This window comes from Bradyrhizobium sp. JR4.3 (assembly GCF_040547695.1).
GTDB lineage: Bacteria > Pseudomonadota > Alphaproteobacteria > Rhizobiales > Xanthobacteraceae > Bradyrhizobium > Bradyrhizobium canariense.
The window spans coordinates 1-16,144 of record NZ_JBEPQF010000046.1 but is presented as its reverse complement, the minus strand read 5'-3'; the positions used below and the strand labels follow the sequence as shown (position 1 = coordinate 16,144).

Below are 16,144 nucleotides of genomic sequence, written 5' to 3'. Positions count from 1 at the left end.
CCTGATCCTTGGCGTGGCGCCGCTTAATGTCGGGAGCGAAGCGGTGTGTCGGCTCATTCACCGCTCGGCTCTAGCACCCTCCGCTGGGCTAGCGCGTTCATACTTTCCAGTCTCCAGGCAACGAACGTGACACGGAAACATGGCTCGAAGCGCGCCGCCTAGGGCATTTGCTGAATTAGTTGACTTCATGTCCACGGCTCCAATCACGGAGTCGCGCAGAAGTTCGCATTGCCGTCCAGCCCACGAGGCTGTGGCCGGGCGAACGCGCCTAGCCTATCACAAATAATGTGGCATGACATGAGTATCGATGTGCCAATCGTCTTAGTCAACATGCCTATGTCGGCAGTCGAAAGACCGTCGTTGGCGCTCGGTCTGCTGAAGTCAGCGCTGACCCAGGCTGGGCTGCAAGCCACGATAGCATATGCCAACATCTGGTTTTTGGAATACATAGGCATTGCCGACTATGGGCCTCTTGAGAGTGGCCCGCCAGAGGAGGCGCTGGTTGATTGGCTGTTCGCGGGCGTTGCGTTTCCCGACTTCGCGCCGGAAGAAAGCGCCTTCCTGGATCTTTATTTCCAACGCAACCCGATACACGCAGGCAAATCGTTGGCCGAGCGTCGCGCGAATTGCCTCAGGCTGCGCTCGCTAATCGGCGGGTTTATTGATTGGACGGCTGACAAGATATTGAAGCAGCGGCCGGCCATGGTTGGGTGCAGCTCGACCTTCACCCAGCATGTTCCCTCGCTCGCGTTGCTGCGCCGACTGAGCGAGCGCTCACCGGATCTTGTCACTCTCATGGGGGGTGCAAACTGCGAGTCGGTAATGGGGCGGAGCACTCACACGCGTTTCCCATGGGTCGACTATGTCGTGTCGGGCGAGGCCGACTTACTGATCGGCCCGCTGTGTTGGGACATCCTTAATCGCGGCAGAGACATTCCGCCTGCTGACCTGCCCTTTGGCGTTTTCGGTCCGGCGCATCGCGAGGCTGGTTATCCCGCTGCGTCGACGCGCGACTTGGTGCCCCGCGCAGTGATCGAGAACATGGGTGACCTGCCGCTACCCGATTTCTCGGACTATTTTGCCGAGCTCAACGCGTCGCTCTACGCCGACCGCATCCATGCCGGGCTGCCGATGGAATTCTCTCGAGGCTGCTGGTGGGGCGAGCGGAGCCACTGCACGTTTTGTGGGCTGAACGGCGGATCGATGACCTATCGCCAGAAACCCGCGAGGCAGGCCGCAGAGGAGATGATTGAGATGTCGGCGCGCTACGGTTCGTCGCGCATCGAAGCGGTGGACAATATTCTGGCCACTGACTACCTTAAAAAGGCGCTGCCTCGCCTCACCGCGCTACCCGAGAAGCTCGCGATCTTCTTTGAGGTCAAAGCCAACCTGAAGCGCCACGAAGTGGAGAAGCTGGCTGCCGCCGGCGTCCGCTGGATCCAACCGGGTATTGAGAGCCTGGATACCCGTGTTTTGCAGCTGATGCGCAAAGGAACGAGCTCAGCGCATAATGTCCAACTCTTGAAGTGGTGCCGTCAGCACGGCGTGCGGGTCAGTTGGAGTTTGCTGTGGGGCTTCCCCGGCGAGAGCGACGCATGGTATGCGGAAATGGCTCCTTTGCTACCGCTGCTGCATCATCTACAGCCGGGACCTGCGGTGCGTTTGCGGTACCAGCGCTACAGCCCCTATCATTACGCAGCCGAGAAACATGGATTGAAGCTGCGCCCGGCCGTCTCCTATCGCTACGTCTATCCGTTGTCGGAGCGCGATCTGGCGGATCAGGTTTACTACTTCGAAGACAGTGAAGACGACGACGTCGGCGGCCATTTCGCGCCGCGCAGCGCTAATCGCCGTCCGGGGCTAAGCGCTGTCGCCAAGGGTATCGATGCCTGGCTGAAAGCCTGGTACGAGCCGAATTTGTCTATGCTGTCGATGCGGGACAGCGGCGACGAGATCATAGTCGAGGACACGCGAGCCGTTGCAGTCGAGCGCGAACACCGGGTCAGGGGCCTCGCGCGGGAAATTCTTCTCGCTGCGGACGAAAGCTCGCCTGAAACCCGCCTGCGCGAACAGCTGAGCGGGACGAATGTAATGCAGGCCGAGATTGAGGCTACGATAGCTGACATGATCGCTCGCAAATTGATTGTGCGGCTGGACGCGCGGCTGGTTGGGCTCGCGCTCTGGCATCCCTATACGCCAATCCCTCCGACGACTGCGTTCCCTGGAGGCTATTTCGACCGACGTGCCGCCATTGGGTACCTCGCGTGAATGAGGAAAACTGCGGGGGGTACCTCGGAGGGAGACGCTTCTTGTCAGGCGCACGACGAGATGCCAAGTATGGCGGAGCGGAGATTTCAAGCTTTTGGAAGTGTTGTCTCCGTATGTTCCTCCGGACTGGCAGCACGGCGAACAGTGGGCACCGGAAGAGCTCAAGGAGGGAATGCGCTTGCACAACGGCTTGCCAAGTGTGTCTGAGCCAGAGACAAGTCTAAGCCTTCGGGGCGTAAACTACAGGGCCAGCATTGGGCCACCAAGCCTGGAGCACGAAATTTTCCTCAGCCGAAGCTGATTACAAGGCGAGCTTCAGCACGTGTTACGTTCAAACGACGGGTTATCGGCGCAAGCGCCGGGCCGTCTTAACCGTAGTCGCCTGGCTCAACGAGACTGGCCAGCAGCGCCTATGCCTTGAGCTGCGCATCGACAGTTTCCCCGGCCTCGTCGCTGAGACCGCCGGAGACACGGCGCAGTGCCGACCGCGCGCGCGTCAATTGGTTGTTCACAACCGAAAAACTCGTGCAAAAATGGCGTGCCAAATCAGGCCAATCTCAACCAATCAAGACCTCTGTGTCGAGGTGCTGGTCAGCTTCTCGAAAGCCGACCTTCTAGCATTCGAACCTGGTCTCTAGCTGTCGATGCCGCCTATGACTCAACTGGTGACTGCGCTCCTCGCTAACAACCTCCTTGCCGATTCCAAGGCGGTCGGCAGGCTGCGTTACATGGACGTCGGTATCGAACGCTCCTAATTTCATCTGCTGGGGTGCCGCAGCCCATTGAGGAAAGCTTCGATCAGATCCTGCCAACCGCTGCCGCGATCGCGCCCCCTTCAAACAAGCGTTTTTCGTGATCGTGCAGCTCCATACCTGCAGCTCCTTCGACGACGTGAACAAGCCCGTGTCGCGCCTCGCCGCCAACATCCCACTCATCAAGCGCAACCTAGCGCCGCTGTCGTTCGCCGATGCGCCCCGGCAGACCTATACGCAAAGCCGTGCTCGGTGCTTACGAGTTGAAGAAAATCGACCTTCTCAAGGACGCCTTCATCCTTCATCTGGGGCTATGAGCGCTCGGCCGCTCGCTACTGTGCCGTTCGCCGATCCCTCGGCGAACCCGACTTCGCTACCGCGAACAGTTTCGCGAGCTCATCGCCGAACTTGTCCGCGCGCGCGTAGGTCCCGCATCGCGAGCGAGCTGGCAAAAAACGACGTCAAGAACGAACTGGCCACCGAAGCACAGACCGCGCTCGAGTGTCTCGATACCGCGTTACAAAGAGAAAGCCTGCCGGCCGGCCTCGATCTCGCGATCACTGGCGGGCTAGGTCGATCGATCGCGTCAATGATCGGCCTCACCGCAGATCGCTGCGGCATCCAATTGCCCCTTGCGAGCTGGGGAGCCGGAACCCAGCCATTGTCGGCGCTCGCCTTCGCCGAGCAAAACCAGGGCGATGCGCAAGTCCAAGTCCAAGACCACGATCGACGTGCTAATTGCGCTTCGCCCTGCGCTGCCCGGATGGTTGTCGAAGTCCATAAGTCAACCCTCGTGCCTCATGGCTGAACGTTATCTCACCCTGTCGCGCGAGGTCGGCCTGAAGCCTTGGGCGTTGCCGCGACCGCCTCGGGACGGCCTGTTCATCTGCTTGAGAAGGACATCTGGGTTGTGTAGGGGCTGGATGGTCTGTTTGCATCACCGCTCGGCGAGCATGTCGTCTCTAAGGGCGGTACGTCGCTGTCGAAAGGCTACAAGGCTATTCGTCAATTCTATGCCCACCGCAACCGCTCTCCGGTTCTCACCGCAGGGGGGAGCGGAGAGCGAGGCTCGAAGCTACGCGGGGCGTTGCTCAAAGTTACTTGGGTTCGGCCGGTATTTCGGGCAATGCCGTGGCGCCTAACTGCTCGAGGCCTGGTGAGGAAGTCGCGGCCGATGGCACGGTGGTCGACCGGGCTGCGCCCATTGGGGAGCGGCCGACGATAATGGTGAGCAAACCTTGGCCCCACAGCCGCTGTGCGACCCTCTTGGCGTCCTCCAACGTCACTGCATCGACGACGGCGTTATGCTGTTTGACATAGTCGATCGGCAGCTTATCAAGCTGATGCTTCAGCAGCGTTCGCGCAAACTTCGAGGAAGTGTTGAGGGCCAGCATCTGTGAGCCCTTCAGGTAAGACTTTGCATCGTCGAGTTCTTGCTGGGTCGGTCCTTCCTCGGCGATTCGGCGGGCTTGATTCTCGATCTGTTCGACCGTCTCGCCAGCGCGATCGGCGCGGGTGCCGCTATTGCCGACAAACATGGCGGAATGATCCATCCAGACCAAGCGCTCGTGGACCGAATAGGCCAGCCCGCGCTTCTCGCGGACTTTGCGGAACAGCCGCGACGTCAGACCGGTGCCGCCGAGGATGTGGTTGACGACATAGGCCGCCATGAAATCGGGCTCGCTGCGGCGGACGCCGGGACCGCCGAAAGTCACAACGGTCTGGGGCACATCGAGCGGAATGAAGACGCGCTGCGGCGGTCTTGCTGCGACCACGTCGGGCACCGGCGTCGACTCCGCCATGGCCGGCAGGCCGCCAAAAGTTCTGTCAAGCAATTTGCACAGGGCCTCCGGATCGACGTCGCCGACCACCGCGATCTTGAGCGTGTCTTTTGCCATCACGCGTCGGACATAGCGCTTGAGATCCGCGACCTCGATCTTTGGCACGCTCTCGATCGTGCCTCGTGCCTCCCTAGCATAAGGATGATCGTTAAAGGCGACTTCGAGGAATTTGCGATTGGCGAGGGACGAGGGATCGGTCGAGTCTTGCCGAAGGTTCGCAAGCATGCTGGCGCGAATCCGTTCGACATCGGCCGCGTCGAAACGCGGCGAGGTTAGTGCCATCCGTAACAGGTCGAAGGCCTCGTCCCTGTTGTCTTCGAGCGCGCGCAAGGCACCGCGGAGGTGATCGCGGGTCGATTCAAAGTTCAGCTCAATCGCGCGACGGTCGAGCCGCTCATGAAAGGTCTGGGAATCTAGATCGCCGGAGCCTTCACCGAGTAGGCCAGAAACCATGTAGCCGACGCCGGGTTTATCGGTGGGGTCTTGGGTCGCGCCGCCGCCGAATGCGTATTCCATCGCAATCAACGGGACAGTGGCGTCCTGCACGAACCAGGCTACTATACCGCAAGATGACACCAGGCGCTGGATCTTGGTCGCGCCACGCGTTCCGACCGCGGAGCGTGAACTTGGCGACGCGAACATCGCGGTCGAGAGCGAGGCTCCGCCGGCGAGGACCGCAAGACGTGTGAAGGAATAGGTCATGATCGCTTCTCCTGGTGGTTCCGCGTTGACCCTTTCATAAGATAGCCGGTCACGGACCGCTTCTTGTCGAGCCATCTCCCAGCGGCCGCGCGCACCTGGTCGGCGGTGACGGCGCGGATGCCGTCCTGCCAGCCTCGGACTTCGTCGATGCTGAGTCCAGTCGTGAGCCCACCACCATACCAGGTCGCGAGCGTTTGTTGGCTGTCCTGGGCGTAGGTTGCTTGCGCGATCAGCTGCGTCTTGACCCGCTCGAGATCCTCGGTGCGCGCGCAACTGTGCGCAATATCGGCTATCACTTGGTCGATGGCGCACTCAATCTCCCCGAATCCGACGCCGGGCTTCGGGGTCGCAGAAATCTCGAATTGCGAAGGATCGAGCGAGGTACGCTCGTAGCTAGTCTCCGTCGTGATCGCAATCTGCTTGTCGACTACCAACGCGCGATAAAGATGTGAGTTGGCGCCGCCACCCATCAATTGCGCGAGCACATCAAGCACGGGACTCTCGCCCGCGGCCGCGGGGTGAGCCGACGGCACGAGATAATAACGGCGCAAGATTGGCTGCTCGACGCGGGGATCGGTCAGCGTCACGGTACGCGGCGCGGCCGGCGTCGGCTCCTGCGGTCGCAGGCGTTCCGCGGGAATTGATGGTTGCGAGGGGATGTGGCCATAATTCTTCTCCACCATAGGGCGGATCGCATTTGCGTCGACGTCACCGGCGATGATCAGGATGGCGTTGTTCGGCGCGTAAAAACGCTTGTAGAAGGCGAGCGCGTCCTCGCGATCGAACTTTTCGATTTCCTGACGCCAGCCGATCACAGGGCGGCCGTAGGGATGGTTGAGGTAAAGCGCGGCCATCATCTGCTCGGCGAGCTGCGCATCCGGCTTATTAGCGACCGACTTATTGAGTTCCTCCAGCACCACGTCGCGCTCGGACATCACGCTCTCCTCTTTGAGGATGAGGCCCGTCATGCGGTCGGCTTCAAATTCCATCATGTTGCCGAGCTGCTCGCGCGGCACGTGCTGGAAATAGCTGGTATAGTCGGTCCCGGTGAAGCCGTTCTGGTTGCCGCCGCAGCGCTGCACGGTCTGGGAGAATTCACCCGCCGGATGTTTGGATGTGCCCTTGAACATCAGGTGTTCGACGAAATGCGCAAGCCCCGATTTGCCGGGTGGCTCGTCGGCGGAGCCGACCTTATACCAGATCATCTGAGTCGCAACGGGCGTCCGATGATCCGCAATCACCACGACCTGCAGGCCGTTCTGAAGCGTGAAGCTGGTTGGTCGATCCGACCCGACCGTGTCCCGGACAAGGACGCTTTCGTGCTCAGGAAGGTACCGAAGGTCACCATCCGCGCTATCATACGTTTCGACCGCCAGTGCGGTGCGCGTCGTCAAATCGAAGGCACCAGCTGCGGTGCTTCCAACCTTGGCGGTTACCGAACTCAAGTTCTGCATCGCATCGCACTTTCGTTCCAGAGAGCAACGTTCTGTGACAGACAATTCCGACAAAGAGGGAAAGCCGCACACCGTTTGGCAAGCGACGGAGCAAAGGCCGGGCCAACTGCCCGGCGGCCTGCGCACGGCCACGCTGCGCGCCAGCTGGACGCAAAACAAACGCGGGGCGTACGTTCTGGCCAAAGGTAAACCGCCGGCAAGTCGTGAACACGACAATTGCGCTCGAAAGCGCAACATAACTTGGCGCCAAATGGCAGAATGACAACTTGCAGCGAACGACAGATCGAGCGGCGACTACGACGCCGGCTCAACTTTCGCCAGGCTCGCTGTTACCGCATCAGGATGCGTATCCATCGAAAAGTCTGACGCACGGCGTCGTACCCACGGTTCAACTCGGGCGGGTAGTGAACATTGCCTGTTCGCTGGAGCCAAATCTCTGCGCAGCGGATTCCAGGGAAACGTGTTGTTCCCAAGGTCGTCATTAGATGGCGTTTCTGCAGCATAGGCGCGGCAGGTGCACGTCTCGTCAAATGCGATCAAAACTATCAGGGAGAATTCGTTTTTCAGATGTTCAGGATCGCCGATCCTCACATTCCTCACGGCAGGCTTCCGTCCGCCCGTTCCACGCATCACTCGCACTTGGGCACAGGCGCGGATATGGCGCCGGTCACGCTCACGATTCAGGGGGAGGCTCATCCGTGTGCTCAGTTCTATCACCTGAGCATTCGCAGGAAATATTTGAGGTCTCAGTTCACCATCTTTCGTAATCGCTCCGATACGGACGAAACCGCACTTGAGCGATCACCCAATGCTGCTGCATCTCAAGCCGGAAGTGCACTTAAAGTCGCATACCAAATGAGATGTTCCAACGACGAAACATCGTCGTACCGTGTTGAAATATCCTAGTCTCGTTGTCTTGCGGAGTTTCGCAGGCGCGAGCGCGCGTGGTGCGCTTTACCTGAGCCCGAGGCTTCCTTCAGGCCAATGACTGAGCCGACCCAAGAGCCACTGCCGACACCTCTAATGTTGGGTTTGCAACATGATGTCGGGGCCATGACGCCTCCGATTGAGAAAATCGCTTTTGCAAACCAAGCTATTGCATTTGGCACAAGGCTTGAAGGGGGAATATCATCCAGCAGGCCTGTGCAAGGAGGGGCAGTGGTGGCTTACAAGAGTGTCGCCTCTCGGCTTATTGTATGCGGCGGGTACGATGTTCACTTTCATAGTACCGCGATCCGTCGCAATGCGCGTGTGCGTATGGTCCTGTCGCGTGATTGACTTTTGGGTCGTGGTTGGAGACAACATCGATGCGCGTGCGCGCCACGGTGCTGCGCCTGTGCCAGGCCCCGCGCCCGCCGGCATGAACGTCCGTGATGCGGCCGAATTTGAGCAACTCGAGGCCGAGGTGCGGCGCATGGATGCCGACGGACCAGCTGCGGTTGATTGGAGCAAAGTCAGTACACTGTCACTCCATATCCTGTCGAACCAGTCAAAGGACATTTTGGTTGCCTGTTGGGCGAGCTATGGTTTGTTTCGGACTGGAGGATACCAGGGTCTTGCCGTCGGTTTAGGGGTTTTGCGCGGCATGGTGGACGCGCATTGGGAGGGGCTCTTTCCGCCGATCAGGCGGGAACGGGCGCGGGTCGCAGCGATCGATTGGCTCTTTGGTCGCGTCGGACCGGAGGTGGCCGAGAATGCGCCAACTGAAGCCGACTATCCGGCAGTGCTCGCCGCCTATGAGGTGCTCGATGATCTCGATGGCCAATTGCGCGAGAAGCTCGTCAATGAGCAAGTCGGGTTGGGCGAGTTACTGAGGGCGCTGCAACCGCATTACGACCAGGCCAAGCGCGTGATCGCCGCGGCGGCCGAAAGTACGACTGAGGCGGCCACCCAAGCTGCCGAGCCGGCCGCGGTGGCACCGGCAGTATCCATTCTGCCGGTCAAGAGTGCTCAATCGGCAATAGTGGAGGCATCGCTAACGGCTAGTTCCGATGACGACTGGGCCGGCTTTATCGACCGGTTGCCTGATATGCTGCGGCAAGCTACGGCCGCCCGGCGCGTCACTTCCCCCACAGACCCGAAGGTCTATCTGTTCGCTCGCGTCGGCTCGTGGATGCGCTTTGACGCACTACCGCCCGATACGGGTGGCCGCACGACCATATGTCCGCCCGCCGATAACATCGCAGCGTTAGAAGCCAAGGTGGCGACCGGTCGGCATGCCGATGTCGTGAATTTGGTCGAAGAGATCGTCTGGACCGCTCCGTTCTGGCTCGATACTCACCGGCACGCCGCCAAAGCGCTGAAGCAAATGGGGCCGCTCTTTGAGCCGGCGGCCGCGGTGGTGCGCGCTGGCTTGGCTCTGCTGGCCATTCGCTATCCGCGGATCTTCGAGCTTCAGTTTAACGACGGCCGGCCTTTTGCGGACGAGGGAACGCGTGCTTGGGTCGCCGCGGGTGGTGCGGACGTGTCGCCGGGCCGTGATCCTGTCGACGCGGCGGTTGCCGAGGCATACAGGCTTATCGGCGGCGGGCAGCCGCAGGCCGCACTCGAGAAGCTGTCCCATGCGTTGAATGGCGTGAGTGGGGAACGAGCGCGGTTCGTGGGCCAGCTTGCGCAAGCACGTTTCTGCATCGAAACCGGCTTCGTCACGACCGCCATCCCGCTGCTGGAGCACATGGAAGAGGTCGTCGCCGAGCGCAATCTCGAAAGCTGGGAGCCCGCGCTCGTCCTTGATGTCGCGGAATTGCGCTTCCGCGCGATGACCCATTCCGACTCGCAGCAGATGATTGACGAGCCTCGCCGCCGCGCCGCGCTTGAGCAACTCCGAACGCGGGTCGCAGGTATCGACATCGCACGCGTAAGCCAACTTAGTCGCTAGCTGATCTTGTCAGGGACATAGTCTCAAAGGGAGCTGATATGGCACAGGAAAGCTCGGTCGCGCCGAAGGAGCGCATCAATATCCGTTTCAAGCCGGCAACCGGCAACCTCAAGGAGGACGTCGAGCTGCCGCTCAAGTTGTTGGTCTTGGGCGACTTCACCGGACGGGCCGATGACCGCCCGATTGAGGAGCGAGAGCTCGTCAATATCGACAAGGACAATTTCAACGAAGTTGTCAAAAGCCAGGAACTGACTCTCCAGATCTCCGCTGAAAATAGGCTCGACGACCAGCCCGAGGCTGGCAAGCTGTCGGTATCGCTGAAGTTTGAGAGTCTGAAGGACTTCGAACCCGAGCGTGTCGCACAGCAAATCCCGGAATTGCATGCGTTGACCGAATTGCGCGCGGCCTTAATCGCCCTGAAGAGCCCCCTCGGTAACGTGCCAAGTTTCCGCAAAGCCATCCAGAATCTGCTCGAAGACCACGGCGCGCGGCCGCAGCTCTTGAGCGAGCTCACCAGCAAGAGCGAGTGAGCGGATCAACGAGCCGTTTCAGGAGCAAGTGCGCTATGACCGATACAAGCGCGCAGCAGCCGGCTGAAGTCGCCACCCTTTCACTGCTGGATCAGGTCCTCGTCGAAACCAGGATTACTCCGCGCGACGAGGAGTACGACCTTGCCCGCCGGGGCGTCGCAGCTTTCGTCGCCGAGCTCATCAAACCGAGCCGGGTCGACGAGCAGGTCAACAACGCGCTCGTCGATCGGATGATTGCGGAGATCGATCGCAAGATCTCGGCTCAGCTCGACGCCGTGTTGCACACAGTGGAGTTCCAGCAGCTCGAGTCGGCCTGGCGCGGGCTCAAGTTCATGGTCGACCGCACCGATTTCCGTCAGAACATTGAAGTGGAAATTCTCAGAGTCAGCAAGGACGAACTGCTGACCGATTTCGAGGATAGTCCCGAGATCGTCAAGTCCGGTCTGTACAAGCACGCTTATACCGCAGAGTACGGCCAGTTCGGCGGCCAGCCTGTCGCGGCCATGATATCGGCCTACGAATTCGGCAGTGCCAGCCAGGATGTTAAGCTCATGCGGTATATGAGCGCGGTAGCCGCCATGTCGCATGCACCAGTCATTGCCTCTGCTGCGCCGGAAATGTTCGGCGTCGAACATCATGAAGAGATCGCGGGTCTGAAGGACCTGCGATCGGTGTTCGAGGGACCAAAATACGCGAAGTGGAACTCGTTCCGCGAAAGCGAGGACGCTCGCTATTTCGGACTGACGCTGCCGCGTTTCCTGCTGCGCCTGCCCTATGGACCGGACACCGTTCCGGTGAAGACTTTCAATTACCAGGAAGCCTCAGACGGCGAAACCGACAATTACCTCTGGGGGAACGCTGCTTTTGCGTTCGCTACGCGCTTAACCGAAAGCTTCGCTAAATATCGCTGGTGCCCGAACATCATCGGCCCCCAGTCGGGCGGGGCGGTTGATGACCTCAATCTGCATACTTATGAGGCGATGGGGCAATTGCAGACGAAGGTGCCGACGGAGGTTCTGATCTCGGACAGGCGCGAGTTCGAACTTGCCGAGCAGGGCTTCATCGCGTTGACCATGCGCAAGGGCTCAGACAATGCCGCTTTCTTCTCGGCAAATTCTGTGCAGAAGCCGAAGTATTTCGGTAACACCCCGGAAGGCAAGACGGCCGAGCTCAACTATAAGCTCGGCAGCCAGCTGCCTTACATTTTCGTGATCAATCGGTTCGCGCACTACATTAAGGTGTTGCAGCGCGAGAACATCGGCTCGTGGGAGAGTAGGGAAGAGCTGCAAAGCGAGCTGAACAACTGGATCCGCCAGTATGTCGCCGACCAGGAAAATCCGTCGGCAGAGATACGCTCGCGGCGGCCTTTGCGAAAGGCGGAGATCGTCGTCGAGGACGTAGAAGGTGAACCGGGCTGGTATCGCGTCTTCATCGCCGTCGTTCCACACTTGAAGTACATGGGCGCGGATTTTGCTTTGACCCTCAAGGGCAAGCTCGACAAGCAGTAGAGGTGGTACACGATGTTCGACCGCAGCCTTATGGAGCGTTTGGAGGACGAGACGGCGACCAATGACGCGTCGTTCGACCGTTTCCGGGCAAGCGTCATGGAAAATTTACGTCGGGTCCTGAACTCGCGCCAGGGCTGCTGCGAAACACGGAAGGACTTCGGCATGCCCGACCTCAACGATGCGATGGGGCAAGGAGCCGACGCGGTGCGTGCGCTCGCACGTTCGCTCAAGCAGCAGATCGAGACATTTGAGCCGCGCTTGAAGAATGTTTTGATCCGCTTTCAGGCTGATTCCGACAACCCGCTGCAACTGAGTTTCCACGTCAACGCGACGCTCAATTATAACGACCGGATGGAGCGGGTTGCCTTCGATGCGATCTTCGAGAAGCATGTCCAGGTGAGGGGCTGAAGCGGTGGCCCTTAATCCCTATTACGAGGATGAGCTGTCCTATTTGCGCGAGCTCGGCACTGAGTTCGCTTCAGCCAATCCGAAGCTTGCGCCATTTCTCGGACGTGATGCCACTGATCCCGACGTAGAGCGGCTATTGGAAGGCTTCGCCTTTCTTGTCGCGCGGCTGCGCCAGAAGCTCGACAACGAATTTCCCGAATTCGTCCACGGCTTGTTGCGGATGGTATGGCCACAATATCTCCAACCTCTGCCGCCCATGACGACTCTCGCCTTTGCAATGAAGCCATCGGCGAGCGCCGCGAGCCTGAACGTACCGGCCGGCACGAGCGTTCGCTCGCGTCCAATTGAGGGAACGAACTGCACGTTCGTTACCTGCTATCCGATTGACGTGCTGCCGCTGGAGATTAGCGACGTTCAGCTTGAGAACCGGACGAATTCGGCTCGACTTATTTTGGTGATCAAGGCAGCCGGCCAGCGAGACCTGTCATGTCTTAAGGATGGTCGGCTCCGCCTCTTCTTCTCGACGGAGCGAGAGCCACAAGTGGGGCGCTATCTGTGGACTTGGCTGTGCCGGCACGTTACGCAAGCAACCGTGACAGTGGCGGATCGACAAGTCGTCACCATTGGACCCGCACAGATCACACCAATCGGCTTCAGCGATGCCGAGGCGGTTTTGCCCTGGCCGCGCAACGGCTTCTCAGGATTCCGGATCATTCAGGAGTATCTGAATTTTCCATCGAAATTTCTTTACCTCGAACTGTCCGGTCTCGAGCCGGTCGGAACCCACACAGAGACGGAATGCAGGCTCAGCATCGAGTTGCAGCGTCCCTTCCCCGCGCACTTGCGCGTGGGGAAGGGCCAGATTTGCTTGAATTGCACGCCCGCAATCAACGTCTTCAGCCACGACGCCTCGCCGATCCGCTTGCAGCGGACAAAGACCGAGTACCGGGTACTTGCCGCCGGTGGGCCGAACTTCAGCATCCGTTCCGTTGACCGGGTAACGGGCTATGTGCAAGGCCGCCCCGAACGCACCGAGTTTGAGCCATTCGACCTGTTACGACACGATCTGCCCGGCGCCGAGCGCAACCGCGTTTACTTTCGCGAGCGTATCCGGCCGGCGGTAGTCGGCCGGGGCGTCGATCACTATGTAAGTTTCGTTGACCGGCTCGACATCTGCCAGCATGCGCCGATCGACGTCGCATCCCTGCAATTGACTTGCTCCAACGGACCCATCGCCGACCGGTTGCCGGTCGGTGCAGTGGATCTGCCGACCTCTGATACGCCTCGCGCGGTCACCTTCTCCAATATCACGACCGTCGTTGCAGAGGTTCCGCCACCGGTCAATGACGGCCTGTTGCGGCGGCTGACGGCCAATCTGGCGCGCAATTACGGCGCCATAGTCAACGTAGAGACGCTGCGGAGCATTCTTGCCAGCTACGAGTTCCGTGCGGTCTACGACGTTCAGGCGCGTCGGCGCCTGGAGTTGCTGCTCGAAGGCCTCGACCAGTTCGTGACCACCGATACCGATCACGTGGTGCGCGGCGCCCCGATCCGAATGCGAAATATTGAACTAGCCGTGGTCGACAGCAAGATCGGTAGTGAGGGCGAATTGTTCCTGTTGGGGTCGGTGCTCGACGCCTTCTTCGCGACGTTCGCCGGCATCAACATGCTGCACCGGTTTTCGGTCCGGGGCACGGAAAGCAACGCACACTACGCATGGCCAGCGAGAATCGGATCGATTACCCCGCTCTGACCGCGCACGATGAGCGGGATGAGCTCTCGGCCTGCGGGTTCTTCTCGCTCGCCACGCTTCTTGAGCGGCGGTTCAGCGACGCTCCCCCGATCGGATCCACCGAGAATCCCGCACGTGAGGCGGTGCGCTTTCGCGCGGCGCCGACGCTTGGATTTCCTGCCGACGAAATCGCGGGAGTCAGGCGGGTCAAGGCCGCCGGCGAGCGCGTGGAGGTAACTGTCAATTTCCTCGGGCTGCACGGCCCTTCCTCGCCGCTGCCGGCCTTCTACACCGAACGGGTCATGGATGCGGACGGTATGGGATCGCTCGGCGACTTTTTTGACCTTTTCAATCACCGTCTGATTAGCCTGCTGCTGCGGATCTGGCGGTACTACCGCCACCATTTGCGGTTCGAGGAGGGTGCAACCGACCCGATCTCGGTGCTGATTGGTGCCCTCTTTGGCTTCATGCCCGCCGAAAACACAGCCAAAGAACGCAAATGGCGCGCACGGCTGCTGCCACACGCGGGCGTCCTTGCATTGTGCAGCCGGTCGGCCAAGCTTCTGGCCGGCGCGATTTCTAGCCATCTAAATATTTCGGCCCGGGTCGAGGAATTCATCTGGCGCGAGATCGATATTCCACCGGAGGCGCAGTGGCACCTTGGCCGGCGTGGTCTTGAGCTCGGCGTTGACACTCTTGCTGGCGAAACCATGCCGGATGTGGTGGGCAAATTTCGAGTTTGCCTCGGCCCGGTCAACCAGCAGATGTTTCGGTCGCTGCTGCCCAGTTGCGAGACCCACGCCATCCTTTGCCGTCTGATTAGCGTCACTCTGCGCGAGCCTTTGGCATGGGATCTCCAGCTGGAATTAGCGGCCGGGCAGACACCGGAATGGACTCTGGGCGAAGCAGAATTGGGCTGGAGTACATGGATCGACCCGCCCAAGGGAACCGGAGGCCTTGTTCTACTGTGATCGTTTTCGAGTTATTTGCTTATGGTGAAGATCACCGGCGATGACGGGACACCGGACCATAATGGTGCGTGATGGATCGCAGACCGGGTCGCGGTCAACCCAGTTGCCATAGGGTAGTGGCTGCACTCCAATGGCTTCCGAACCGAGCGGATCCTGGCTCCTTACGACCGTGTGCACGCCGTCACCTGCATGCGCCTCTTGGATGCGGATGCAGAGGGCGCGGACTGGCCCGAGGTCGCGGAGATCATGTTGCGCATCAATCCCAGCCACGAGCGGGTGCGCGCCCGCCGGGCTTATGAGAGACATCTGGTTCGCGCCAAGTGTGTGAGTAGGCATGGCTTCCCGCGGTTGGCGCTAAAGCGTCGTCCGTTAAGAAGCCGAATTGAGCGGGAGCGGACAGGCAAGCGTATGCGATAGCTGGATCAGGAAGAGGCACAAGAGTTCTCTGAGCCAGGCGAGGATACGGCGGAAGTTGTGGCCGACTGCTGAGAGCACGACGTTGGCGGCGTCGCCGGCGCGGCCTTTGAGATAGCAGCGGCCAAGGTGACCTTCGGCCTTCAGATGTCCGATGATGGGCTCGATGGCGGAGCGGCGCCGGAGCTCGCGCTTGATGGCGCCGAACACGCCGCGCTTCTGGCCCGAAATGAAGACGCGACGGGGATTTTGCGTGTCGTGGCCGCGATATCCCTTGTCGACATAGGCCCGCTCGATCGGACAGCCAGTGAGCGCCTCGGTGCGGTCGATGACGTCCCGCAGGGTATGACCGTCGTAGGGATTATCGGGCAGCGACCTGGCGTGCAGTACGAACAGGCCACCGGGCGCCCGGCGGTTGTTGGTGACGATGGAGGCCTTCACGCCGAACTCGTAAGGCGCGGCGGCCTTGCCTTTGCCGATGCATTCCACCTCCGGGGCATGGAAGGAATAAAGCTTCCAGCCGCGCTGGCGCTGCTGCTGCGAGCGGATTTGCACGGCCCGGCCAAGCGGGAGGGCGAATGCCTCCTCCAATGCCGGCTGGCCCTCGATCTTGCGGCGGATGTCGCGGATGATGCGGCCGAGCCGGCTGCGCAGAATGCGCAACTGCCGCTGATGCCGGCTGAACT

11 protein-coding genes are annotated in these 16,144 nt (G+C 60.3%); 8 read left to right on the top strand and 3 right to left on the bottom strand.

The window, feature by feature from the left end:
* Positions 1-297 precede the first annotated feature (297 nt).
* Positions 298-2,268: a RiPP maturation radical SAM C-methyltransferase gene (locus ABIB91_RS37540; RefSeq protein WP_354171930.1), complete on the top strand. Its 1,971-nt coding sequence runs from the start codon at positions 298-300 to the stop codon at positions 2,266-2,268.
* Positions 2,269-3,120: 852 nt separating this feature from the next.
* Positions 3,121-3,828, top strand: coding sequence for a hypothetical protein (locus ABIB91_RS37535; protein ID WP_354171932.1), 708 nt, complete (start codon positions 3,121-3,123; stop codon positions 3,826-3,828).
* Positions 3,829-4,117: 289 nt separating this feature from the next.
* Here ABIB91_RS37535 and ABIB91_RS37525 read toward each other — a convergent pair whose 3' ends face one another.
* Positions 4,118-5,563, bottom strand: coding sequence for a M16 family metallopeptidase (locus ABIB91_RS37525; RefSeq protein ID WP_502917075.1), 1,446 nt, complete (start codon positions 5,561-5,563; stop codon positions 4,118-4,120).
* Positions 5,560-7,017: a M16 family metallopeptidase gene (locus ABIB91_RS37520; protein ID WP_502917077.1), complete on the bottom strand. Its 1,458-nt coding sequence runs from the start codon at positions 7,015-7,017 to the stop codon at positions 5,560-5,562. The genes ABIB91_RS37525 and ABIB91_RS37520 overlap by 4 nt, the downstream gene beginning before the upstream one ends.
* 1,210 nt (positions 7,018-8,227) lie before the next feature.
* On the opposite strand from ABIB91_RS37520, the gene tssA reads away from it, so the two are divergent.
* Genes tssA through tssG form a run of 6 tightly spaced genes read left to right on the top strand, consistent with a single transcriptional unit; the run spans position 8,228 to position 15,044 of the window.
* Complete coding sequence (tssA, locus tag ABIB91_RS37515) at positions 8,228-9,895, top strand: type VI secretion system protein TssA (RefSeq protein ID WP_354253296.1); 1,668 nt, start codon at positions 8,228-8,230, stop codon at positions 9,893-9,895.
* A gap of 38 nt (positions 9,896-9,933) precedes the next feature.
* The gene (gene tssB / locus ABIB91_RS37510; RefSeq protein WP_279682240.1) at positions 9,934-10,425 is read left to right on the top strand and encodes a type VI secretion system contractile sheath small subunit; all 492 of its coding nucleotides are present in this window, start codon (positions 9,934-9,936) and stop codon (positions 10,423-10,425) included.
* Positions 10,426-10,460: 35 nt separating this feature from the next.
* Positions 10,461-11,933, top strand: coding sequence for a type VI secretion system contractile sheath large subunit (gene tssC, locus ABIB91_RS37505; RefSeq protein WP_354171937.1), 1,473 nt, complete (start codon positions 10,461-10,463; stop codon positions 11,931-11,933).
* A 12-nt stretch (positions 11,934-11,945) separates the two neighbouring features.
* On the top strand, positions 11,946-12,341 hold the full coding sequence (tssE, locus tag ABIB91_RS37500; protein ID WP_354171939.1) for a type VI secretion system baseplate subunit TssE: 396 nt from the start codon (positions 11,946-11,948) through the stop codon (positions 12,339-12,341).
* Between the two features lie 4 nt (positions 12,342-12,345).
* Complete coding sequence (gene tssF, locus ABIB91_RS37495; RefSeq protein ID WP_354171941.1) at positions 12,346-14,094, top strand: type VI secretion system baseplate subunit TssF; 1,749 nt, start codon at positions 12,346-12,348, stop codon at positions 14,092-14,094.
* Positions 14,058-15,044 carry a type VI secretion system baseplate subunit TssG gene (tssG, locus tag ABIB91_RS37490; protein WP_354171943.1) on the top strand — a complete coding sequence of 329 codons (987 nt, stop codon included), beginning with the start codon at positions 14,058-14,060 and terminating at the stop codon, positions 15,042-15,044. Before tssF ends, tssG begins: the two co-directional genes overlap by 37 nt.
* Positions 15,045-15,413: 369 nt before the next feature.
* On the opposite strand, the gene ABIB91_RS37485 is transcribed toward tssG, so the two are convergent.
* Positions 15,414-16,144 (bottom strand): transposase family protein (locus tag ABIB91_RS37485; RefSeq protein ID WP_502917074.1); only part of this gene is annotated, 731 nt, incomplete at its 5' end.

Coding starts and splice junctions, on each gene's coding strand:
- ABIB91_RS37540 (WP_354171930.1), top strand. CDS start 298: ATGAGTATCGATGTGCCAATCGTCTTAGTCAACATGCCTATGTCGGCA.
- ABIB91_RS37525 (WP_502917075.1), bottom strand. CDS start 5,563: ATGACCTATTCCTTCACACGTCTTGCGGTCCTCGCCGGCGGAGCCTCG.
- ABIB91_RS37520 (WP_502917077.1), bottom strand. CDS start 7,017: ATGCAGAACTTGAGTTCGGTAACCGCCAAGGTTGGAAGCACCGCAGCT.
- tssA (WP_354253296.1), top strand. CDS start 8,228: ATGTTCACTTTCATAGTACCGCGATCCGTCGCAATGCGCGTGTGCGTA.
- tssB (WP_279682240.1), top strand. CDS start 9,934: ATGGCACAGGAAAGCTCGGTCGCGCCGAAGGAGCGCATCAATATCCGT.
- tssC (WP_354171937.1), top strand. CDS start 10,461: ATGACCGATACAAGCGCGCAGCAGCCGGCTGAAGTCGCCACCCTTTCA.
- tssE (WP_354171939.1), top strand. CDS start 11,946: ATGTTCGACCGCAGCCTTATGGAGCGTTTGGAGGACGAGACGGCGACC.
- tssG (WP_354171943.1), top strand. CDS start 14,058: ATGGCCAGCGAGAATCGGATCGATTACCCCGCTCTGACCGCGCACGAT.